22 protein-coding genes, 1 tRNA gene and 1 riboswitch are annotated in these 20703 nt (G+C 57.5%); of the genes, 6 read left to right on the forward strand and 17 right to left on the reverse strand.

Translation table 11 applies throughout. The features are described 5' to 3' along the window. Positions 1–51: 51 nt before the first annotated feature. Together mprF and G5380_RS08420 are read left to right on the forward strand one after the other, a co-directional pair. Entirely contained in the window at positions 52–2601 is a 2550-nt protein-coding gene (mprF, locus tag G5380_RS08415; RefSeq protein WP_421352640.1) for a bifunctional lysylphosphatidylglycerol flippase/synthetase MprF, read from the forward strand. A gap of 11 nt (positions 2602–2612) precedes the next feature. Continuing rightward, positions 2613–3335, forward strand: a complete 723-nt coding sequence (locus G5380_RS08420; RefSeq protein ID WP_421352641.1) for an AcvB/VirJ family lysyl-phosphatidylglycerol hydrolase — start codon at positions 2613–2615, stop codon at positions 3333–3335. A gap of 289 nt (positions 3336–3624) precedes the next feature. Here G5380_RS08420 and G5380_RS08425 read toward each other — a convergent pair. Both G5380_RS08425 and G5380_RS08430 read right to left on the reverse strand, forming a co-directional pair. Further along, positions 3625–3712, reverse strand: a tRNA-Ser gene (locus tag G5380_RS08425). Positions 3713–3847: 135 nt separating this feature from the next. Next, positions 3848–4303, reverse strand: a complete 456-nt coding sequence (locus tag G5380_RS08430) for a YbjN domain-containing protein (protein WP_005337119.1) — start codon at positions 4301–4303, stop codon at positions 3848–3850. A gap of 158 nt (positions 4304–4461) precedes the next feature. Between G5380_RS08430 and G5380_RS08435 the strand changes: the two genes are divergently transcribed. Continuing rightward, positions 4462–5799 carry a flavohemoglobin expression-modulating QEGLA motif protein gene (locus G5380_RS08435; RefSeq protein WP_157160961.1) on the forward strand — a complete coding sequence of 446 codons (1338 nt, stop codon included), beginning with the start codon at positions 4462–4464 and terminating at the stop codon, positions 5797–5799. 80 nt (positions 5800–5879) lie between these two features. Here G5380_RS08435 and G5380_RS08440 read toward each other — a convergent pair whose 3' ends face one another. Together G5380_RS08440 and G5380_RS08445 are read right to left on the reverse strand one after the other, a co-directional pair. Continuing rightward, entirely contained in the window at positions 5880–6461 is a 582-nt protein-coding gene (locus tag G5380_RS08440) for a thymidine kinase (protein ID WP_005351181.1), read from the reverse strand. 91 nt (positions 6462–6552) lie between these two features. Beyond that, the gene (locus tag G5380_RS08445; protein WP_216953394.1) at positions 6553–8133 is read right to left on the reverse strand and encodes a Na+/H+ antiporter NhaC family protein; all 1581 of its coding nucleotides are present in this window, start codon (positions 8131–8133) and stop codon (positions 6553–6555) included. 88 nt (positions 8134–8221) lie between these two features. After that, positions 8222–8393: riboswitch (Lysine riboswitch) on the reverse strand. A gap of 302 nt (positions 8394–8695) precedes the next feature. Here G5380_RS08445 and G5380_RS08450 point away from each other — a divergent pair. Next, positions 8696–9100, forward strand: a complete 405-nt coding sequence (locus G5380_RS08450; RefSeq protein WP_421352642.1) for an H-NS family nucleoid-associated regulatory protein — start codon at positions 8696–8698, stop codon at positions 9098–9100. A 71-nt stretch (positions 9101–9171) separates the two neighbouring features. Here the strand turns inward: G5380_RS08450 and G5380_RS08455 are convergent, their stop codons facing one another. From G5380_RS08455 to G5380_RS08475, 5 genes are all read right to left on the reverse strand, one after another. Continuing rightward, a complete protein-coding gene (locus tag G5380_RS08455) occupies positions 9172–9747 on the reverse strand; it encodes a cob(I)yrinic acid a,c-diamide adenosyltransferase (protein WP_216953393.1) in 576 nt (191 codons plus the stop codon). Further along, positions 9744–9974 carry a DUF3820 family protein gene (locus G5380_RS08460; protein ID WP_005337126.1) on the reverse strand — a complete coding sequence of 77 codons (231 nt, stop codon included), beginning with the start codon at positions 9972–9974 and terminating at the stop codon, positions 9744–9746. The genes G5380_RS08455 and G5380_RS08460 overlap by 4 nt, the downstream gene beginning before the upstream one ends. Position 9975: 1 nt before the next feature. Next, positions 9976–10647 (reverse strand): 7-carboxy-7-deazaguanine synthase QueE, encoded by a 672-nt coding sequence (gene queE, locus G5380_RS08465; RefSeq protein ID WP_216953392.1) that lies wholly within the window; start codon positions 10645–10647, stop codon positions 9976–9978. A gap of 61 nt (positions 10648–10708) precedes the next feature. After that, positions 10709–11416: a 7-cyano-7-deazaguanine synthase QueC gene (gene queC / locus G5380_RS08470; RefSeq protein ID WP_421209164.1), complete on the reverse strand. Its 708-nt coding sequence runs from the start codon at positions 11414–11416 to the stop codon at positions 10709–10711. Positions 11417–11436: 20 nt separating this feature from the next. Next, a complete protein-coding gene (locus tag G5380_RS08475) occupies positions 11437–12060 on the reverse strand; it encodes a tRNA-uridine aminocarboxypropyltransferase (RefSeq protein WP_421206541.1) in 624 nt (207 codons plus the stop codon). Between G5380_RS08475 and rrtA the strand changes: the two genes are divergently transcribed. Beyond that, entirely contained in the window at positions 12059–12652 is a 594-nt protein-coding gene (gene rrtA, locus G5380_RS08480) for a rhombosortase (RefSeq protein WP_270657478.1), read from the forward strand. The genes G5380_RS08475 and rrtA overlap by 2 nt on opposite strands. Here rrtA and pyrF read toward each other — a convergent pair. The 6 genes from pyrF to cmk form a co-directional block, all read right to left on the reverse strand. After that, positions 12627–13328 carry an orotidine-5'-phosphate decarboxylase gene (gene pyrF / locus G5380_RS08485; RefSeq protein ID WP_042083286.1) on the reverse strand — a complete coding sequence of 234 codons (702 nt, stop codon included), beginning with the start codon at positions 13326–13328 and terminating at the stop codon, positions 12627–12629. The two genes, rrtA and pyrF, sit on opposite strands and share 26 nt — an antisense overlap. An 18-nt stretch (positions 13329–13346) precedes the next feature. Further along, entirely contained in the window at positions 13347–14513 is a 1167-nt protein-coding gene (gene lapB, locus G5380_RS08490) for a lipopolysaccharide assembly protein LapB (RefSeq protein WP_005346478.1), read from the reverse strand. A 9-nt stretch (positions 14514–14522) separates the two neighbouring features. Then, positions 14523–14807 carry a LapA family protein gene (locus tag G5380_RS08495; RefSeq protein ID WP_005337143.1) on the reverse strand — a complete coding sequence of 95 codons (285 nt, stop codon included), beginning with the start codon at positions 14805–14807 and terminating at the stop codon, positions 14523–14525. A gap of 158 nt (positions 14808–14965) precedes the next feature. Continuing rightward, positions 14966–15250 (reverse strand): integration host factor subunit beta, encoded by a 285-nt coding sequence (gene ihfB, locus G5380_RS08500; protein WP_005299934.1) that lies wholly within the window; start codon positions 15248–15250, stop codon positions 14966–14968. 92 nt (positions 15251–15342) lie between these two features. Further along, positions 15343–17013, reverse strand: a complete 1671-nt coding sequence (gene rpsA, locus G5380_RS08505) for a 30S ribosomal protein S1 (protein ID WP_005337148.1) — start codon at positions 17011–17013, stop codon at positions 15343–15345. Positions 17014–17107: 94 nt separating this feature from the next. After that, positions 17108–17800 (reverse strand): (d)CMP kinase, encoded by a 693-nt coding sequence (cmk, locus tag G5380_RS08510; protein WP_019444698.1) that lies wholly within the window; start codon positions 17798–17800, stop codon positions 17108–17110. Between the two features lie 249 nt (positions 17801–18049). On the opposite strand from cmk, the gene ribA reads away from it, so the two are divergent. Further along, complete coding sequence (gene ribA / locus G5380_RS08515; protein WP_005337152.1) at positions 18050–18643, forward strand: GTP cyclohydrolase II; 594 nt, start codon at positions 18050–18052, stop codon at positions 18641–18643. Between the two features lie 81 nt (positions 18644–18724). On the opposite strand, the gene G5380_RS08520 is transcribed toward ribA, so the two are convergent. Further along, positions 18725–19681: a LysR substrate-binding domain-containing protein gene (locus G5380_RS08520; protein ID WP_201938060.1), complete on the reverse strand. Its 957-nt coding sequence runs from the start codon at positions 19679–19681 to the stop codon at positions 18725–18727. Between the two features lie 63 nt (positions 19682–19744). Beyond that, positions 19745–20620, reverse strand: a complete 876-nt coding sequence (locus tag G5380_RS08525; RefSeq protein ID WP_266135531.1) for a LysR family transcriptional regulator — start codon at positions 20618–20620, stop codon at positions 19745–19747. Positions 20621–20703: the final 83 nt, after the last annotated feature.

Below are 20703 nucleotides of genomic sequence, written 5' to 3' on the forward strand. Positions count from 1 at the left end.
CACGACCCGGCTCCCTTTGCGGGAAACGGTCAATGACCACAGGAACATGGCATGTGGCGTCATCTGCTTAAATGGCTCGGCCCCTTGTGCAGCTTGCTGCTGCTCGGCACCGCACTGACCGTGCTGTATCACCTGACTCAGGCATGGCACTGGCACGATATTCGTGTGGCCATCTGGTCCCAACCCCTGCAGAGACTGGCGGGCGCCCTGTTGCTGACCCTGCTCAGTTATGGTTGCCTCTGCAGCTATGACATGCTGGCGCTCCATGCGCTGGGCAAACGCCTTCCCTGGCAACAGGTCAGCATCACCTCCTTTATCGCCTACACCTTCTCCAACACCCTGGGATTTGCCCTGCTGACCGGCACCTCGGTACGCTATCGCCTCTACTCTGCACTGGGGCTCGCCACCGGAGAAGTGGCCCGCGTGGTGCTGTTCTGCTCCATCACCTTTTTCCTCGGCCTGTTGGCGTGGGGGGGTGGCGCCCTACTGACCTGCGATGTATCACAGTTGCTGCCTGACTGGCCGCAATGGGCAGATACCCTGCTCAGGCTAGCGGGCGTCATGGCGCTGCTGTTGGTGGCCTGCTACCTCTGCTGGCCCGCCCCACGTCTCTCCTGGCGAATACACACCCTGACCCTGCCGGGCTTTCGGATACGTCTGTTGCAACTGTTGGCCGCGCTGGCCGACTGGATGGCCGCCGCAGCAGTGCTGTTTGTGCTGTTGCCTGCCGATAGCGTCCCCTACCCTGTGCTGCTCAGTGCCTTCGTGCTGGCCAGCTTCCTCGGGGTACTGGCCCACGTGCCGGGCGGGATCGGGGTGTTCGAAGCGAGCATGAGCCTGCTGCTGGCTCACTACCTGCCAACCGACAAGCTGCTCGCCTCGCTGCTGCTCTACCGCTGCATCTATTATCTGCTTCCCTTTCTCTGTGCCCTGCTGCTCTTTACCAGTCAGGAGATGCTGCAACAAAAAGCGCGCTGGCAGCGGCTACAGGGGCTGATGAGCGCAGTGCGCGAATTTCTTCCCGCCCTTATCAGCATGGGCACCTTCGCCGCCGGCAGCCTGCTGCTCTGCTCGGGGATGATCCCGACCATGCGCAGCCACATCGAAGTGTGGCTGCAGGTGTTGCCGCTCCACCTGCTCGAGCTCTCCCACGTGCTCGGCAGCGTAAGCGGTGTCCTCCTGATCCTGCTGGCGCGCAGTCTCTACCGCCGTCACGACGCCGCGTTTCGCATCACCCAGCTGCTGCTGGCTCTGGGGATCACCTTCTCCCTGCTCAAGGGGGGGGACTGGGAGTCCGCCCTGCTGCTCGGCAGCTTCCTGCTCATCATGACTCCCTGCCGCTCTCTTTTCTATCGCAAGGGGTCGCTGCTCTATCCCCAGTACACCCCGGGCTGGCTCATCTCGGTCGGCGCCGTGCTGCTGGGAGCACTGTGGCTGCTGCTCTTCTCCTATCGTCAGGTGGAGTATGACCACGCCCTCTGGTTCCACTTCTCGCCCCACGGCGGGGCTGCCCGCGGCCTGCGCGCCATGGGGAGCGTGGTGGCAGTGCTGGCCGTGGCCGGGGCTGCCCAGCTGCTTGCGCCGCTGCGCGTGGTCGGTGAAAAACCGGACAAGGAGACGCTGGCGCGCGCTCACGAGCTGGTGGTTCGCGAAGGGGGGATCCACGGTTATCTGGCCCAGCTGCAGGACAAGTCCCTGCTATTCCACCCCGCCGGCGACGCCTTCCTGATGTATGGCATCGAGGGCAACAGCTGGATTGTGATGGGGGATCCCGTCGGTCGCCCCGAGCAGATCGAAGAGCTGCTCTGGCAATTTCGCGAGCGATGCGACGAGCACGACGCCAATCCGGTCTTTTATCAGGTCTCGGCCCGCTATCTTCCGCTCTATCTGGAGCTGGGGCTGATCCCCTTCAAGCTCGGTGAAGAGGCGATGGTCGATCTGGCCACCTTCGATCTGGCTGGCAGCCGGCTGCGCAACCTGCGCCAGAGCCACGCCAAGGGCAAACGGGAAGGGTTGACCTTCGAGGTGGTCGAGGCAAGCGCCGTGGCCCCCCTGCTGCCTAGGTTGCAGACCGTCTCCGATACCTGGCTGCAGAGCAAAATGGGCAAGGAGAAGGGTTTCTCGGTCGGCCGTTTCGAGCCTGACTACCTGACCTTGAGCCCGGCTGCGCTGGTGTGGCACGAGGGGCAGAACGTCGGCTTTGCCAACCTCTGGGTGAGCGATAACAAGGAGATGCTCTCCATCGATCTGATGCGCTACAGCCTGGATACCGGCACCGCCCCCATCATGGATTTTCTCTTTGTCGAACTGCTGCTGTGGGGCAAGGCGCAAGGGTACGCCAGCTTCAATCTGGGGATGGCCCCCATGTCCGGCTTCAACGATCACCCGCTCAACAGCTACTGGGCCCGCCTTGGCAATACCCTGTTTGTGCGTGGCAGCCGTTTTTACAACTTTCAGGGGCTCAGACGCTACAAGGAGAAATTTTCGCCCCGCTGGGAACCCCGCTACCTGCTCTGCAGCAGCAAGCTGGTACTGCCCAGAACCCTGACTCACCTGATCACCCTGATTAGCCGCGGCCCGCTGGGGCTGATCAAGAAATAGGAGCATAGCCAATGAGAGCCTTGATATTGCTGTTACTCAGTCTCGTACTGCCCGTTTCATCTTTTGCGGCGCACGCCGCCCCGGTCAAGGATGACCTGAGCCTGATTGAGCTGCCGGTCAAGCAGCCATCCGACGCCCCCATGGTGCTCTTTCTCAGCGGCGATGGCGGCTGGGCGGCCCTCGACAAGGGGTTGAGCGCCCAGTTTCAGCTGCACGGCATGCCGGTGGTGGGCTGGAGCTCCCTCACCTACTACTGGAAGAAGAAAACCCCGGAGCAGGTGACCGCCGATCTGGAGCGGATCCTCGATGATTATCAGGCGCGCTGGCAGCGCCCCCGCTGGCTGCTGGTAGGCTTCTCGTTTGGTGCCGAGATTGTCCCCTTCGTCATCAACCGGTTGCCGGAGCACTATCGTCAGGGGCTGGTCGGGGCCGTGATGCTCTCCCCCTCCACCAGCTCGGATTTCGAGATCCACGTCAGCGATATGCTGACCCACAAGACACGTAGCTACCCAACCGAGCCGCAGGTGAAGACCATCCGCGATCTGCCGATGCTCTGCCTGCAAGGCGCCGATGACGATGACGACGACCGCCTCTGCCCCCGTCTCAACCAACCCAACGTCACCAGCATCACCCTGCCGGGAGGACATCATTTTGACGATAACTACCCCCAGATCTATCAAGCCATCACCAAGCATCTGAACCTGCCCCCAGATCCGCTGACTGTGGAGCATTAACCCGTATCACCACGGAATGCCTTTTAAGTACCGAGCAGGGCAAATCAGCGAGCAATGAAAAGGGCCTCTCTTGCGAGAGGCCCTTGTACTGAATCGGGTGGAAACTTTAAAAGGATCGACCAATGGATTGGCCGTGGCGTCAAAGTCACCGAGGCTTTTCACTGCGATTGCCCAAGCGGTTCAGCCAGATGCGCTATCAAGAACGAAGATTTGCATTCCTATGCTGGCAACCACTCGGGATTGCGCCATAAAACAAAAGCCCTGATGTTTCCATCAGGGCTTTGCAATGTGGCGGTGAGGGAGGGATTCGAACCCTCGATACGTTGCCGTATACACACTTTCCAGGCGTGCTCCTTCAGCCACTCGGACACCTCACCAAATTTTTGTCTGTGGGTTTAACGTGTTCAGCCAACACGGTGCTCACTGCGCTGTTGCGCTGGAACGGGGCGTAATTTAGGGGAAAGCCCCGCCCGCGTCAATGGCTTTTTTCACATGACGAACCGTTCGAACACTTAATGCACAGATTCCGGTGCGACCTGGATTTCCGGCAGGTTGAGGAAGCCGGAACGTTCGCATTCGGCAACCAGTTCGTGGGTTGCGGCGATGGTGCTTTGCACGAACAGCAGGAACTGCTCGACGCTGAGTCCGGCCTTGGTAAAGACGGTGTGGCCGACCACCAGCCGCGGCAGGTTGTCATCGATGATATCGAGGAACACCTTGAGGGAGGGGTACTGCATATTGAGTCGGCCCAGTTCGGCAACCAGCGGCAGCATTGCGGAGGGGCGCACTTCCAGCTCGGAGGAGAACAGCAGGCCTTCCTCTTCCACGAAGATCCGGCTCTCCTGAATACCATCGACCGACTGCAAAGAGACAATGTGGATACCGTGACACTGGTCGCAGACATAGTGCTCGATACGAGCCTGTTGCAACCAACGCATTATCATTTCGGAGCTGGGGATATTCATCATTTCCACGACAAGATTGGGATCAAGGGGCGCAGTCTAAACCAATTTGCTATCAACAAAAAGCACGCCAACCCGATAACCCTGTGGCTCGCTTCTTTTTGGCAAGCGCTATGCATATACTCAGCCAAATCCACGATGACGCTTGCCCCACAGGGGGCCCCATGACTATCCAAGAAAAGTATCGCCTTCATCTGAAATCACTCTCGGATGAGCTGCTCACCCTGCAAAAACCCATCCGCATTCTGGATGCCATCAAATGGCCACGCCATCTGCAGGATCGCTTTCTGGCAAGCGGTGGCAGGGAGCTGCCCGCTATCGACAGGCACTTCTATGATGCCCTCCCCCTCGGCTTCGATCCGCGCAACAAGTATCTGGAGCTCAAGGAGCTGCGGGACAGGATCCGCAGAAAGTTGGGGCTACAGGACGATCTTGGCCGGATCCTGCAAGAGACGGTCGATCAGTACATGGTGGTGATCGAGATGCTGCGCCAGCGCGGCCAACCCGATTTTCAGCGTTACAGCCAGCTGCTTTATGGCTCTGCCAGCGATCACCTGCGTGGGGATCGCAAGACCCTCAAGGAGCTGGGCGCCCGCCTGTGCGATATATTCTCCCTGCCCGGCGCGCGCCATCTGGTGCGCCCCTACCCCAAGGAGTTCGAAGGAGAAGCCGCGGTCGCCAAACTGCAGGGCAAGCTGTCGAGCTACTTCAGTGACGGCACTGTGCAGGTGAAGCTGAGCGATGGCATCGTCTCCGATGCCGCTGCCGGTGGCGACTACATCAAGCTCAACTCCCACGCCCGTTTTTCCGAGCTGGACTTGCAAGTGCTGGAGGTACACGAGGGGTGGGTCCATGTCGGCACCACCCTCAACGGTCGCCAGCAGCCTTATGCCACCTGGCTGAGCGCCGGTTCACCGCGGATCACCGCCTGTCAGGAGGGGCTGGCTGTCCTGATAGAGACCCTCACCTTCAGCTCCTTTCCGGATCGGGCCAAGCGTATCTCCGATCGGGTGATGGCCATCGACATGGCCGAGCGCGGCGCCGATTTTATCGAGGTGTTTCAGCACTTCGTACAGCAGGGCACCAGCGAGCACGACGCCTACAAGATCACCCAGCGGGTCTTTCGTGGCGGCATGGTGGGCGGCGGAGCCTGCTTTACCAAGGATCTCTCTTACGTGCGTGGCTATGTGGAGACGGTCAACTTCATCCGCAGCGCCGTACTGGAAGGGGTGCCCGAAATCCTGCCGATGCTGTTTGTCGGCAAGGTGACACTGGATGACATTCCGGTGCTCTATCAGCACTATCTGGAGGGGCTGATTGCCGCACCCCGCTATTTGCCGCCGATGTTTCGCGATCTCACCGGCCTCTATGTCTGGTTCGGTTTTGCCTCCGGCATGTCGCTAGTGGATATCGGTCGGGTACAGCACCATTTTCGCCAGCTGTTTCAACGCCTGCCGGTGGCCGACCCCATCATTGCGCCGGTGGATATCGAGATCGACTGAACCACAGCGATAGAAGTTGGGGAAAATAAAAAGGGCGCCAGATTGGCGCCCTGCTCAACGATTCAAATATCGCAGCCGAATTACTTGTAAGCCCGACCTTCGAGATAGTGTTTGCGACAGAGCGACACATAGCGATCGTTGCCACCGATCTCCACCTGTTCGCCATCACGCATCACCTGCCCCGCTTCATTGACCCGGGAGTTCATGTGAGCCTTGTTGCCACACCAACAGATGCTCTTCAGCTCTTCAAACTTGTCGGCCAGACAGAGCAGATGGTAGGAGCCCGGGAACAGCTCGCCGCGAAAATCGGTCTTGAGGCCATAGGCCATCACCGGAATATCCTGCTCATCGACGATGCGGGCCAGCTGGTAGACCTGCTCACGGGTCAGGAACTGGGCCTCGTCCACGATGAAAACATCGATATGTTTCTTCGCATGGCGCGCTTTCACCATTTCAAACAGATCACAGCTGTCGCTGAACACGTCCACCTTCAGTTCAAGGCCTACTCGGGCACTGATCACCCCGACCCCGAAACGGTCATCGATGGCTGGCGTCATCGCCAGAGGATGCATGCCCCGCTCCAGATAGTTGAAGTGCGCCTGAATGAGCTGGGTGGATTTGCCTGAATTCATGGTGGCAAATTTGTAGTGCAGTGAAGCCATGATACTGTTCCGAAACTGAATTTATGGGGCGCATGCTAACCAAAGCCCCTGACAAAACCAAGGGGCCCGCGGGCCCCTTGCTCTATAAATGTTACGCGGTGGCCAGCACTGGCCGCGCTTTGGCCTTTTTCAGGTGATAGCCGGTAAAGAGCACGAACCAGAGGGCACTGACACTGAAACCGGCCAGGCTGGAGTGCATCAAGCCCATCGCCAGGTAACCGATGGCCGCACCGAAGGCAATGGCCAGTGCATAGGGCAGCTGGGTCATCACGTGATCGATGTGATGGCAACCGGCACCGGTAGCAGAGAGGATACTGGTGCTGGAGATGGGTGAGCTGTGATCCCCGAACACCGAGCCAGCCAGTACCGCCGCCAGCATCGGCAGCATCAGGCTGATGTCGCTGGCGGCGGCCATGTCACCGGCCAGCGGCAGCATGATGCCGAAGGTACCCCAGCTGGTGCCGGTGGCAAACGCCATGGCACAGGAGAGGATAAAGACCACAGCAGGCAGCACTTCGATCGGCAGGTTGCCGTTAGCCAGCGAAGCCAGATACTTGCCGGTCTCAACGTCACGCACCACGGCACCTATGGTCCAGGCAAACAGCAGGATGTTGATGGCTGGCAGCATGGCCATGACGCCCTGCGGCGCGGCCTTGATCCAGTTCTTGGCACCCAGCTTCAGGCGCATCGCCAGACCGATGGAGACCACCAGACTGCACAGGGCACCGTAGACCAGCGAAGAGCCGACGTTGGTGTTTTCGAACGAGCCGAGCACGCTAAACGGCAGCCCTTTCTCGCTCAGCACCGCAGCACCGGAATCAATCATGAAATAGATGGTGGCGGCGGTCAGGGTCAGGATCGGCAGTACCATGTCGATCATGCCGCCGTTGCTCTCTTCCGGGCTCTCCATATCCAGACCGATGGGGCGGCCCTTGGACTCATCCCACAGCTTGCCTTCCAGCGCCCACGATTCGTGTTGACGCATCGGGCCGATATCCAGCTGACAGGCGATCACCACCAACACCATGATCAGGGTGAAGACGGCGTAGAGGTTCATCGGGATCATCTCGACAAACGCCGCGATGGGGCTCTGCTCGGTCAGACCGTGGGCCGCCATGATGCCGCCAACCAGGGCGATGATATAAGCCCCCCAGGAGGAGATGGGCATCAGCACGCAGACCGGCGCCGCGGTGGAGTCCAGCAGATAGGCCAATTTGGCACGGGAGATCTGGAAGCGGTCGGTCACCGGACGGCAGATAGCCCCCACCGACAGGCTGTGGAAGAAGTCATCGATAAAGAAGGCAAACACCATCATGCCAGTCAGCGCTTTGGCGCCCTTGCGGGTCTTGGCACGACGCTCGGCCCACTCGGCAAAGGCACGGGTCGCCCCGGAGACGCTCATCAGGCTGATGAGGCCACCCAGCAGCAGCATAAACAGGATCATGTTGACGTTGTCACGATTGAGCGCGCCATCGACCCAGAAGATCTTGAGCACGGTATTCAACATGTAATGCAGGGATTCGAGGGGTGAAAACTGATTGAGCAGCAAACTGCCGGTGACGATGCCCACACCAAGGGACAGAAGCACGCGGCGGGTCATGATCGCCAGCGCGACAGCCAACAGGGGGGGAAGAACGGACCAACCGGAGTCGGCGAAATGACTAATGTCCATGATCTCTTTGCACCTAAAGATTACAGGTGGAGATCTACCGAGAGGATCTAAAGAAACAAAACCTATGGGGAGGTCATACTCCTCAGCCCCTTCAGGTAGCGCTCCATAGTGGATGACTATGGCAGTCCTGCACCTATTAGATGCAGAACCAGCAGCCCGGTATGATGGCCTGGCCACTTCGGCGCTGACTCCTTTCCTTGTGCATCACAGGCATCACCCTCCGCACAAATACTCATAGGCAGCGCGCCTCTACTTAAAGGTATTCGCCGCACATTTTATCGAGATGGCGGCTTATAGCAAGTTTTTTGATTAAATAGTCATGATAAACAGATCAAGGTCGGAAAATGGTAGTCAAATGATGCAACAACGCCAGCTTTGACGCTATTTTCACCTGCTGCGGTTTCATTGGCATCCAATCACCAAGCCTATTGCTGGCCATATTAAATATCTGTATTGATGTTCCCCACGGATATAATATTTAACCCAGCTTGACTTATTTAAATCGCCAAGCAAGAATCTGCTGGAACATATTATTTTTCTCTGACTCGACGTGGTAACTCCTATGAATGAATTTTTAAAGGTACTGCTTAATATCCGCAGTCTGCGTGCGACCTGCCGCGAGCTTTCTCTGGAACAACTGGAAGAGGCACTGGAAAAACTCTCTACTATCGTTGCCGAACGTCAGCAGGATGAAGCTGCCGAGCGTCAGGCCCGTGAAGAGCATCTGCAGAAAATTAACGAATATAGCGAAATGCTGAAAGCCGCCGGTATTGACCCGGCAGAATTGGTAAGCGCTGTCGCTACCAACCCCGGCAAATCAGAAAAAGCCAAGCGGGCGCCACGTCCGGCCAAATATCGCTATCAGGATAATGGCGTAGAGAAAACCTGGACCGGCCAGGGCCGTATGCCTTCGGTCATTGCCAGCGCAGTGGCAGCAGGCAAATCACTGGAAGATTTTGCTATCTGACAGCTTTTGCGTTGCGAATAAAAAAACCTCGCCTTGGCGAGGTTTTTTTATTGCAGCTTAAACGTGAAATATCAGATAGCCGATTGCGGGCGATCTGCTGCCTTAACCCACAGCACTTCACGATCCCCTGCTACGCAGATGAGATAGCGGGCAACGGTAAAGAACCAGTCACTCATCCGGTTCAGATAGGGCAGCACCTCGGGATTGACCCGCTCTTCCCGGCTCAATGTCAGCAGCAAGCGCTCGCAATGACGCACCAGAGTACGCACCACATGTGCTTGCGCCGCGGCACGGGAACCACCGGGCAATATAAATTGGCGCAGCGGTGGCAATGGCTCACTATAACGATCTATCTGCTGTTCAAGGCGATTGGTCCAGGCGGCATTAACCTGCCAAATCGATTCATTCTGGGCGTCGCTGGAGAATGCCAACTCCCCCCCCAGATCAAACAACTCCTGTTGCAACAGCTGTAAATCAGCCAATAAACCGATCTCTTGCGACGGCACGTCACAAATCAGCAAGCCAATATGGGAGTTGAGCTCATCGATATAACCGTAGGTCTCGACTCGCAAATGATCCTTTGGCAATGGGATACCATCGGCCAGCCGGGTCATGCCCTTGTCGCCCTGCCTCGTATATATTCTCATACCGACATCCTGTTAATAATGGGAATAATCATGGATTCGAGTCCATTGAGTTTGATTTCGTAAGCCAACGCCAGCGTCTGGCCCAATTTACCCGCCGGAAAACCGCTGCGCGCCATCCACACCAGATAGGGCTCGGGAATATCGATGATACGCCGCCCCTGATATTTACCGTAAGGCATCTTGTTGGTCAGGGTCAGCAGCACCTGCTCGTCAGATAGCCAATCCATATTAATCGATATCCAGATATTTATGAGTCTGGATTGAGAGTCGCCAGTTACGCGCGATACAGGTATCCATCGCCAATTGGGTGGCCCTTGGCTTCTGGCTGATCGGCTGCAAGGCAATGACCACATCAGGGCGCAGAGTAGCGGTAGCGAGCAGCGTATCCAGCTCTTCAATATGGTGCTCGGTGGCCACCGGATGCTTGATTTCGTTGGCCCGCTCCAGCGCCGAGACCAGCACAGGCAGCCCCCCTTTCATACCGATCTTGGGGGAGACTGTCACCCAGGTCTGCTCATGAGTCTTGACCTCGCTGGTGCCACTGGTTTCAATCTGCACCTGATAACCCGCCGCCAGCAGGGCTGACGAGAGTTCGTGCAGATCGTAGAGGCAGGGTTCCCCACCGGTGATCACCACATGGCGCGCCTGATAACCCAGATCGCCAAAGCTCTTGATAATCTGCGCGGTGCTGAGTTGGCTCCAGCAATCGGATTCGTTGGAGCGATCCAGCACCGCCGCCTTGCCCACTTCACGAGCCGGATCAACAACCCAGGTATGACGGGTATCGCACCAGGGGCAGCCCACCGGGCAACCCTGCAGGCGAACAAAGATGGCGGGCAGGCCGGTAAAGATGCCCTCCCCCTGGATGGTCTGGAAAATCTCGTTGATTGGGTAGTGCATCTCGATCACGGCTTGTTGCAAAAGTCGCGGATTATACCTCAAGCCACGGCAAGACGCAGGCTCACTCTGCGCTTTTCTCGCCCAGCCCGGTTTTCTCAAACAGTCTGGCCATGATGCCCGCCTTGTCGGCCAGATAGTTGTTCAGACCGCGACTGCGCAGTTCACACGCAGGACACGTGCCGCAACCGTCACCGGCAATGCCGTTGTAGCAGGTCAGGGTCTGCTGGCGCACCGTGTCGAGGTGACCATAGTGATCCGCCAGTGCCCAGGTTTCGGCCTTGTCGAGCCACATCAAGGGAGTTTCAAAACGGATGCCGCGATCCAGCCCCAGCGACACCGCCTGATTGAGGGCCTTGACGAACTCGTCACGGCAATCGGGATAGCCGGAGAAGTCGGTCTCGCAGACACCGGTGATCACCGCTTCGGCGCCCACCTGATAGGCATAGATGGAAGCCAGGGTCAGGAACAGGATATTGCGACCCGGCACGAAGGTGTTGGGTAGGCCATTATCCTGCAGCTCGCAGCTGACCGAGATGTCGTCACGGGTCAGGGCAGAGACCGCCAGCTCATTGAGCAGCGTCACATCCATCACCTTGTGGGCGGCGATCCCCAGAGCACTGCCCAGACGACGCGCGGTGTCGATCTCTTCCCGATGGCGCTGGCCATAGTCGAAGGTGATGGCGTGCACTTCATCATACCGGGCCAATGCCTGTACCAGACAGGTGGTGCTGTCCTGACCGCCACTGAAAACCACGACTGCTTTTTTCATCTTGATAACTCCTTGAATTGTCACGCGCGGCGGCCTTCGGCAAAGTCCTGCCACTGGGTATTCAACCGGTTAAACAGGGTCAGCAAGGGCGCATAGTGCTCCGGCCTCCCCTCCCACCGGGACAAGAGGTGATAGCCCGCCTCTATGGTAGAGAGGGCATCGGGAAAGGGTTTCTTTCGAATGGCATATTGACCGGCAATGGCACCAATGCCGATGCGGGGCAAGCGGGCCAGTGCCGGGTTGCTCTGCAACATGCGATAGGCTTTGCGCCAGGTGCCGTCAAGCAAGATAAAGGCGACGGATGCGGAGCCAGAGGATTCACTCTCCCACTGTTGGCGAAGATCGGTCAGCGAAATGGCATCCTCATCCGGCCAGAGCAAATAATAACGACGGGATTGGTCAGCCAGCAGCACATTGAGCCACTCATCGCGGGAAAAGTCCTCCCCCACATGGATCTCGCACTGTTGCAAAGAGGCCGCCAGCAGCGCGGCAGTCCCCTTGGGATGTGCCACCTCGTTGGGGTGCTGCAAGATGTAGAGGGGCGTGTGATTGTCAACCGGCACAATATAATCGCACAGGCAGGCTTTGAGGGCTCGGGTGCAACGTGTACAGTATCGACTGTTCTTGTCGTTGGACTGTTTCATGTTGTCAGACAAATCTGGATTGCTCTGGGTTATCACGCTCTCTCTCACCAGCTTGCTACTCTTCTTTACCGTTCCCAATCTTCAGCTCTCCTTCGATCGGCCCTTGATCGCCGGGGGCGAAGGGTGGCGGATCATAACAGGCAATCTGGCTCATACCAATCTGTGGCACCTGCTGCTCAATCTGGGCGGCCTCGCCATCCTCTATAGCCTGTTTCGCGACTATCTGGGTGGGGCTCACCTGCCGCTGCTGATGTTGCTGCTCTGGTTGGCAGTGGGCTTGGGGATCTGGTGGTGGTGCCCGCAGACCCAATGGTACATGGGGCTATCCGGCTCGCTGCATGGCCTGTTTGTCTGGGGGGCAATGCAGGATATTCGCCACGGACGCCGCACATCGGGCTGGCTACTGTTGGCAGGGATGGGACTCAAGCTGGCGATGGACTTCTACAACGCAGGAGAGAGCCCGATATCCACCCTGATCAATGCCAGGGTACACATCGGCTCTCATCTTATCGGGGCCGGTGCAGGCCTGTTGCTCGGCCTGCACCGCGTATCACTGAGTGAGCCTGTTACGCACCAGCCAGCTCGGCATTGATGCTGGCCAGCATGGCGGCCGGATCGGCAGCCTGCGTAATGGGGCGACCGATAACCAGATAATCGGACCCCGCCTCGACCGCCGCTTTCGGTGTCATCACCCGGCGCTGATCCCCGGCCGCTGAACCGGTCGGGCGAATACCCGGGGTCACCAGCTTGAAATCTTCGCCCAGCAAGGCTTTAAGCTCATGGGCCTCGTTGGCAGAGCAGACAACTCCATCCAAGCCGGATGTCTTGGTCAAGGTAGCCAGCCGGATCACCTGCTCGGCAGGGCTCACATCCAGACCAAGAGGGATCATGTCGGACTGCTCCATGCTGGTCAGTACGGTCACCCCGATCAACAATGGCGCCTTGTCGCCATAAGGCAGCAGCGCCTCTTTGGCGGCACGCATCATCCGCTCACCACCACTGGCATGCACGTTGACCATCCAGACACCGAGCTCGGCACTGGCTGCCACGGCTTTGGCAACGGTATTGGGAATATCGTGAAACTTCAGATCCAGAAAGACATCAAATCCCTTGGCCACCAGCTGGCGTACAAATTGCGGGCCAAACAGGGTAAACATCTCCTTGCCTACCTTGAGACGGCACTGGGCCGGAGAGATACGTTCAACGAACGCTAAGGCATCTGCCTCGTGCTGATAATCCAGCGCTACCAGTACTTTGGGATCTTGCATCTCACATCCTATTGCTTGTTATTCACCGTCCAGACCACGGATCGGCTTGATGGAACCCCACTGGCGACAAGACGGGCACTGCCAGAACAGCGAGTGAGTGGCAAAGCCGCACTGCCGACACTTGTGGGTTGACTTGATTTTGATCTGCTCGCCGACCAGCTGTTGCAGCAGTTCGAGGCTCTCCTTGGCAGGCCCCTCTTCCGCACTGGCCAGCTGAAAACCCACCAGCTGGTAAAAACCTTTCATCGACGGATGACGACGCAGCTGACGCAACACCAGCGAACGGGCCTGGCTCAGGCCATCACGCTCTTCAACCAGCTTGGCAAGGGCCAGGGTCACGCTGACACCGGCGTGATCTTCCACAGCCTTCTCAAGCAGCGGGATCAACGCAGGCGTGCGCCCCAACTGCTGATAGCACTCGAGCAATTTGGGCATTGCCTCGGAGGCAAAGTCGATATCCTGCTCGAACACCCGCAGCAGCTCCTTGCTGGCCTGCTCATACTCCCCCTCTGCCATGGCGAGCTCAGCGAGGCGCAAACTGGCTCGGGCACATGCCGGATTGATACTGAGCGCCCGTTTGAGCTTGGCTAGCCCCTCCCCTTTATTGCCCTCACGCAGCGCGATCTCGGCTTGCTCGCAATAGAAATGGGAGATGGGGTCGGCCAGCTTCTTGCCCTGGAATTTTTGCAGACGAACCGCCACATCGATGGCCTTATCCCAGTCCCGCAACTGCTGATGGATGATCAACAGCTGTGCCAGCGCCGTCTCTTCATAGTCGCTGTCATCACACAGCTCATTCCAGAGCGCTTCCGCCCGGTCCAGCAGACCAGCAGCCAAAAAGTCGCGCGCAAGCTCCTGCAGAGCAAGCTGGCGCTGCTCCCGGGTCAGCTGGCGGGTTACCAGGTTCTGGTGGATCTTGATGGCACGATCTACCTCCCCACGCTGGCGAAACAGGTTGCCGAGGGAGAGGTGTGTTTCGATGGTTTCACTGTCCACCTCAAGCAGCTGGATAAAGAGATCCACCGCCTTGTCGGATTCATCGGACAGCAAATAGTTGAGGCCCGCCACATACTGGCGGGAAAACTGGTTACTCTGTTTTTGGGTGTCCTGGCGAACACTCCTGCGACCCATGTACCAGCCATAACCGGCGGCGATGGGCAACAGCAGGAAAAGCAGTTCAAGCATTGAGGAACATTATTCCTTACCCGGTGACCGGGCCAGCTCCAACTCGCGGGATTGACGACGCATGGTACGGTTGAGAGTGCGGTTTTGCATTTTCAGGCGCAGGAACAGCAGGCCGAATACCAGCCAGCCCAGCAAAAAACCGCCAGCGAAAAAGAAGCCCAACAGCATGGCAAGCGAAAACTCACCCTGAGCGATCAGGTAATTGAACTGAACCAGCTGGCCATTTTGTGAGCCCAGCGCCAGGGTCAGAACAAACACCAACACCAGCGGAATGAGGGCCAAAATACGCTTCATAAGAGCTCCCTGTCAGTATCTAATGAGAGGCTGATTATCCTTAAAATCGCAGGCAGACTCTAGAGTGAATGGGAAAAGAGTTTAAGAAACAAGATGATTGGCACAGGAATCGGTGCCAAAAAGAAAAAAGGCATACCCGAGGTATGCCCATTTCTGCATTATTCAATGATGTTGACGCGCTCGCGCAACTCTTTACCAGGTTTGAAGTGCGGGACATATTTCCCGGTCAGTTCAACCTTGTCCCCAGTCTTGGGGTTGCGGCCCACACGGGGCGCACGATAGTGCAGTGAAAAACTGCCAAATCCGCGGATTTCAATCCGGTCGCCGTTTTGCAAGGTCGACGCCATCTGCTCAAGGATCTCCTTGATGGCGGCTTCGACATCCTTGGCCGGCATATGCATGCGGCTGGCTGCCAGTTGTTCGATGAGATCTGATTTGGTCATAACGTTAAATCTCCTTCCCCGATCACATGCAATATTCATTTTGCCAGGATAAAAAAGGGCGGCGCAATGCCGCCCTTTTCTTGCATCAAGGATTACTCACCCTTGGCGGCTTTGAACGCTTCCATCATAGCATTGCTGAACACAACTTCTTCTTGCTGGTTCAGGTTATCGATAGCAACACGCTCATCAGCCTCGTCCTTGGCACGGACAGACAGGCTTACGGTGCGGTTCTTACGATCAACGCCCATGAATTTAGCTTCAACTTCGTCACCAACAGACAGCACCAGAGTGGCGTCTTCTACACGGTCACGAGCAGCGTCGGAGGCACGCAGGTAGCCTTCTACGCCATCAGCCAGTTCGATAACGGCACCTTTGGCATCAACCTCGGTAACCTTACCCTTCACGATAGCACCTTTCTTGTTGTCAGCCAGGTACTTGTTGAACGGGTCTTCTTCGATCTGCTTGACACCCAGGGAGATGCGCTCACGCTCCGGATCCACTTGCAGAACAACGGCTTCGATCTCGTCGCCTTTCTTGAATTCACGCACGGCTTCTTCGCCCTGGTTGTTCCAGGAGATGTCAGACAGGTGAACCAGGCCGTCGATGCCGCCATCCAGACCGATGAAGATACCGAAGTCAGTGATGGACTTGATCTTGCCGGAAACACGGTCGCCTTTGGCGTGAGTTTCGGCAAACAGCTGCCACGGGTTGGATTTGCACTGCTTCAGACCCAGGGAGATACGACGACGCTCTTCGTCGATGTCCAGAACCATCACGTCAACCACGTCGCCAACGTTAACAACTTTGGACGGGTGGATGTTCTTGTTGGTCCAATCCATCTCGGATACGTGTACCAGGCCTTCAACGCCTTCTTCGATTTCAACGAAGCAGCCGTAGTCGGTCAGGTTGGTCACGCGGCCAGACAGACGGGTGGTCTCCGGGTAACGCTTGGCGATAGCAACCCAGGGATCTTCGCCCAGCTGCTTCAGACCCAGGGATACACGGGTACGCTCGCGGTCGAACTTCAGAACCTTGACAGCGATCTCGTCGCCAACGTTGACGATTTCGGAAGGATGCTTAACGCGCTTCCACGCCATGTCGGTGATGTGCAGCAGGCCGTCAACACCGCCCAGATCTACGAATGCACCGTAGTCGGTCAGGTTCTTGACGATACCCTTAACTTCTTGACCTTCTTGCAGGTTAGCCAGCAGGCTTTCGCGCTCGGAGGTGTTCTCGGTCTCGATCACGGCACGACGGGAAACAACAACGTTGTTGCGCTTCTGGTCCAGCTTGATGACTTTGAACTCGAGTTCTTTGTTTTCCAGGTGAGCGGTGTCACGGATCGGACGCACGTCAACCAGAGAACCCGGCAGGAAGGCACGGATGCCGTTCAGTTCAACGGTGAAACCACCCTTGACCTTGCCGTTGATGATACCGATAACGGTAGCTTGCTCTTCGTAAGCCTTCTCAAGCTGCAGCCAGGCTTCGTGGCGCTTGGCTTTTTCGCGGGACAGCTTGGTTTCGCCGAAACCATCTTCGATAGAGTCCAGAGCCACGTCAACGGTGTCGCCGACGTTGATTTCCAGCTCGCCCATGGCGTTCTTGAATTCTTCAGCCGGGATAGCGGACTCGGATTTCAGACCGGCGTCAACCAGTACGAAACCGTTCTCGATAGCAACGACAGTACCCTTGACGATGGAACCTTGACGGGTTTCAACGGCGTTCAGGGACTCTTCAAAGAGTTGAGCAAAAGATTCGATCATTGTTTATGTCACAAATGAAACATCCACTTGCAATCCTGCACAAGCGGGGCTGTTTTAAATAATCTGCGCCATCCTTGGTGCAGACGACCGGATGTCAGCTTGCGCTGGCATCACCAAGTTGTTGCTCTGCATAGGCGAGTACTGTTGCCAGCACTTCATCTATGGTCATGGCGGTAGAGTCTACCACCAGAGCATCTTCTGCCGGTTTCAGGGGTGCAGTAGCGCGATTTCTGTCGCGATCGTCACGTTCCCGAATCTCGGTTAAAAGACGCTCAAAGTTAACATCAAAGCCCTTATCTTGCAACTGCTTATAGCGACGCTGGGCCCGTTCTTCGGCACTGGCGTCGAGGAAAATCTTCACCTCGGCCTCGGGGAAAACAACTGTACCCATGTCACGACCATCGGCAATCAGACCCGGGGCCTGACGAAATGCACGCTGACGGCGCAGCAAGGCTTCGCGCACACGGGGGAAGGCGGCGATTTTACTGGCAGCATTACCCACTTCTTCGGTGCGGATGGTGCGGGAGACATCTTCCCCTTCCAGGATCACCTTGACCAGATCGCCCTCAACCTGAAATTGCACATCCAGATTGGCGGCCAGCGGCACCAGTGAGGCTTCACTGTCCAGCTCTACATCGTGATGCAGGGCGGCCAGGGACAACACCCGATAGATGGCGCCCGAGTCCAGCAAGTGCCAACCCAGCTTCTCAGCAAGCAGCTGACACAAGGTGCCTTTACCTGCACCACTGGGGCCATCAATTGTCATTACGGGGGCCATCTGAGGCATAACTTCTCTCCTGCACTGTGTTGCTCCCATCCCGAAGGGGTGGGTTAATGGGCGCCGATTATACCCGAATGTGGTGAGCCTGGCAGTCATCAATCCGCACAAAGGGCCAAAACCCCGGCAGGCGACTGTGCTTGTATCTCATTTGGAGATTTCATTAAGCAATGCAGGGACTTGTTCTTATGGTCGTTCCTGACAAGGCGCGCTAAACTGGCCCCCCTTTTTTGAGCCGTTAGTAGTAAGGAGCAACCTATGAGCAGCGTTACCCTAGTGGCGAAATCGAAATTGCCAACCCCTTGGGGCACCTTCACGCTGGTAGGTTTTCAGGAAACCGGTACAGGCAAGGATCACGCAGCACTGGTGATGGGCGACATAACCGGTGAAGAGCCCGTGCTGGGCCGGATCCACTCAGAGTGCCTGACCGGCGACGCCCTGTTCAGCCTGCGTTGTGACTGCGGTTTCCAGTTGCAGGCGGCCATGGAGAATATCGCCAAAGCCGGTCGTGGCGTGTTGCTGTATGTGCGTCAAGAGGGCCGTGGCATCGGCTTGCTCAACAAGATCCGCGCCTATCACCTGCAGGATCAGGGGGCCGATACCGTGGAGGCCAACGTAGCCCTTGGTTTCGCCGCCGATATGCGCGACTACACCATCTGCGCCGATATGCTCAAGCAGCTTGAGGTCAAGTCTCTCAAACTGATGACCAACAACCCGCGCAAGATGAAAGCGATGGAATCCTTCGGTATTCCGGTGGCCGAACGGGTTCCGTTGCAGGAAGGGCGCAATCCCCACAACGAGTTCTATCTGTCGACCAAGGCCAACAAGCTTGATCATATGCTGAAGAAGTGAGCCTGCATTGACGAATGCCAGATAGTCAAACGCCTCCCATTGGGAGGCGTTTTTCTTGGATCGACCACAGATCAACCCTGGCTATCTAAGTGGCACGGTCAGATTGGCCAGCAGAGCTTCAAGCTCTTCGCCAGTGCGGGCAGCACAGTATTGGTCGACCCGCTCGCGTGTCAATTGCGGCGCGAGACGTTCAATCAGATCGTAGAGATAGCCGCATAAAAATGCCCCTCTGCGCAACCCGATAGCGGCCACACCGCCTGGTAGCCAGGGCGCCGTCTTGAGCACCAGATCGCCATCGCGCTGGGGCTCCCAAGCAAAAGTTGCCATCACCCCGATGCCCATTCCTTGTCTGACATAGGTCTTGAGCACATCGCTGTCGCTCGCACAGCAGGAGATCCGGCTCTCGGCATGAGCGCAATCAGTGCCATGAGCTGTGGAGAGAGCCCTTCCATCGGTCACCAATGCAAACTCCACCAGCTCAGCCGGGGTCAGCGATGGTGCTCTGGCCAACGGATGCTCCTTGGGTAGCACCAAGCCCCGTTGCCACTGAAAAGAGGGGAGCATGAGCAGATCGCTCCCCTCCTCCGGTTCATCCGCCAGCAGCAGATCGGCAGCGCCATCATGCACGGCTGCGCGGCACTGCGCCGCACTCCCTTGCATCACAGTTACGGCAACTTTGGGGAAGCGGGCCATGAATCCCTTGAGGATGGCGGGCAGAATATAACGGGCTTGCAGATGAGTAGCGGCAATGGTGAGGGTTCCCTGCTCCGGATGCACATGCTGCCTGGCCATCACCTTGATGGTGGCCACCTTGTCCAGCACCTCCGCGGCCACTTTGATCACATCCCGACCGATGGGGGTGATCTGGGTCAGGTGTTTGCCGCTACGCTCGAAGATCTGGATCCCCAGCTCATCCTCCAGCATCCGCACCTGTTTGCTGATCCCGGGCTGGGAGGTAAAGAGGCTCTCGGCGGTGGCCGACAAATTCAGCCTGTGGTTGGCCACCTCGACGATATAGCGCAATTGCTGCAATTTCATGGTGTAGCCCTCAAGCGAACCCACCGTTAATAGTAACAAACTTTCAGCAATGGCCCGCCGCCATCAGGCCGGGCGATCCTTGAGTAGAAAATCGCGCAAGGCACGGTTGGCCATGGAGAGCGGATCGCCACGCCGCCACGCCACGCAGAGATCGAGATAGATAGGCGGGTCGAAGGGCACGCCACTCAGATCCGGCTCCTCTTCCAGCACCATCCGCAAGAAGGTGGTCACCGCAAAGCCTTGCCGCACCACCGCCTTGAGCAGAGGGATAAGATTGCTCTCGAAGGCGATATCGGGTTCGACGCCCAGGCTCTGGGCCAGCGCCTCCATATGCTCCCGGTGGTAGAAACCACGGCGAAACAGCGCCAGCTCCTGAGCGAAAAACTGAGAGAGGGTGACGGCCGATGCGCCACGCAAGGGGTGATCGTCCCCCACCACCATCAACATCTCTTCACTCAGCAGATGTGCCCCCTCGATGGCGGGGGGGAGATCACTGGTAATGAGAATGGCCAGATCGAGGGAGCCATCCACCATCCGGCTGAGCAGCTCACGGGTGCCGGCCTCTTCGACCCGGATCTTGAGGCCGGGATAGCGATGCTTGAAGGCCATCAGACGAGGGGGGAAATAGTAGGAGCCCATCATATAGGGGATCCCGATCCGCACTTCCCCCCGCTCCAGCCCCTTGAGCTCGGCCATCTCGGCCTCGGCCTGATGCATCTGCAACAACAAGCGCTCGGCATGGCGACAGAGCACCTCTCCCTCCGGGGTGAGCCGTACCGCCCGGTCCTGTCGATCAAACAGCCGCAATTCGAGCTGCTGCTCCAGCTTGGCGATGGCCATGCTGATGGCCGGCTGTGCCACATGCAGACTGTTGGCTGCCTTGGTAAATGAGCTGGCATCCCTGACCGCCAGCAGATAGGTGAGCTGTTTCAGATCCATGTATCAATTCATCTTATGAGATGGATAACTTAAATATATTATATTTATAACTGCAAGGACTCTACCCTGACCAAAAGTAGTCA

This window comes from Aeromonas sp. 604443, assembly GCF_049170315.1.
GTDB lineage: Bacteria > Pseudomonadota > Gammaproteobacteria > Enterobacterales > Aeromonadaceae > Aeromonas > Aeromonas veronii_A.

Excerpts from the sequence above, each read along its gene's own strand:
- G5380_RS08430 (WP_005337119.1), bottom strand. The coding sequence starts at position 4,303 with ATGATGAATATCCCCAGCTCCGAAATGATAATGCGTTGGTTGCAACAG.
- lapB (WP_005346478.1), bottom strand. The coding sequence starts at position 14,513 with ATGCTTGAACTGCTTTTCCTGCTGTTGCCCATCGCCGCCGGTTATGGC.
- rpsA (WP_005337148.1), bottom strand. The coding sequence starts at position 17,013 with ATGATCGAATCTTTTGCTCAACTCTTTGAAGAGTCCCTGAACGCCGTT.
- mprF (WP_421352640.1), top strand. The coding sequence starts at position 52 with ATGTGGCGTCATCTGCTTAAATGGCTCGGCCCCTTGTGCAGCTTGCTG.
- rrtA (WP_270657478.1), top strand. The coding sequence starts at position 12,059 with ATGTTGTCAGACAAATCTGGATTGCTCTGGGTTATCACGCTCTCTCTC.
- G5380_RS08475 (WP_421206541.1), bottom strand. The coding sequence starts at position 12,060 with ATGAAACAGTCCAACGACAAGAACAGTCGATACTGTACACGTTGCACC.
- G5380_RS08520 (WP_201938060.1), bottom strand. The coding sequence starts at position 19,681 with ATGAAATTGCAGCAATTGCGCTATATCGTCGAGGTGGCCAACCACAGG.
- ihfB (WP_005299934.1), bottom strand. The coding sequence starts at position 15,250 with ATGACCAAATCAGATCTCATCGAACAACTGGCAGCCAGCCGCATGCAT.
- pyrF (WP_042083286.1), bottom strand. The coding sequence starts at position 13,328 with ATGCAAGATCCCAAAGTACTGGTAGCGCTGGATTATCAGCACGAGGCA.
- G5380_RS08460 (WP_005337126.1), bottom strand. The coding sequence starts at position 9,974 with ATGGATTGGCTATCTGACGAGCAGGTGCTGCTGACCCTGACCAACAAG.
- G5380_RS08450 (WP_421352642.1), top strand. The coding sequence starts at position 8,696 with ATGAATGAATTTTTAAAGGTACTGCTTAATATCCGCAGTCTGCGTGCG.
- G5380_RS08435 (WP_157160961.1), top strand. The coding sequence starts at position 4,462 with ATGACTATCCAAGAAAAGTATCGCCTTCATCTGAAATCACTCTCGGAT.
- ribA (WP_005337152.1), top strand. The coding sequence starts at position 18,050 with ATGAGCAGCGTTACCCTAGTGGCGAAATCGAAATTGCCAACCCCTTGG.
- G5380_RS08455 (WP_216953393.1), bottom strand. The coding sequence starts at position 9,747 with ATGAGAATATATACGAGGCAGGGCGACAAGGGCATGACCCGGCTGGCC.
- G5380_RS08525 (WP_266135531.1), bottom strand. The coding sequence starts at position 20,620 with ATGGATCTGAAACAGCTCACCTATCTGCTGGCGGTCAGGGATGCCAGC.
- queE (WP_216953392.1), bottom strand. The coding sequence starts at position 10,647 with ATGCACTACCCAATCAACGAGATTTTCCAGACCATCCAGGGGGAGGGC.
- queC (WP_421209164.1), bottom strand. The coding sequence starts at position 11,416 with ATGAAAAAAGCAGTCGTGGTTTTCAGTGGCGGTCAGGACAGCACCACC.
- G5380_RS08445 (WP_216953394.1), bottom strand. The coding sequence starts at position 8,133 with ATGGACATTAGTCATTTCGCCGACTCCGGTTGGTCCGTTCTTCCCCCC.
- G5380_RS08440 (WP_005351181.1), bottom strand. The coding sequence starts at position 6,461 with ATGGCTTCACTGCACTACAAATTTGCCACCATGAATTCAGGCAAATCC.
- cmk (WP_019444698.1), bottom strand. The coding sequence starts at position 17,800 with ATGCCTCAGATGGCCCCCGTAATGACAATTGATGGCCCCAGTGGTGCA.
- G5380_RS08495 (WP_005337143.1), bottom strand. The coding sequence starts at position 14,807 with ATGAAGCGTATTTTGGCCCTCATTCCGCTGGTGTTGGTGTTTGTTCTG.
- G5380_RS08420 (WP_421352641.1), top strand. The coding sequence starts at position 2,613 with ATGAGAGCCTTGATATTGCTGTTACTCAGTCTCGTACTGCCCGTTTCA.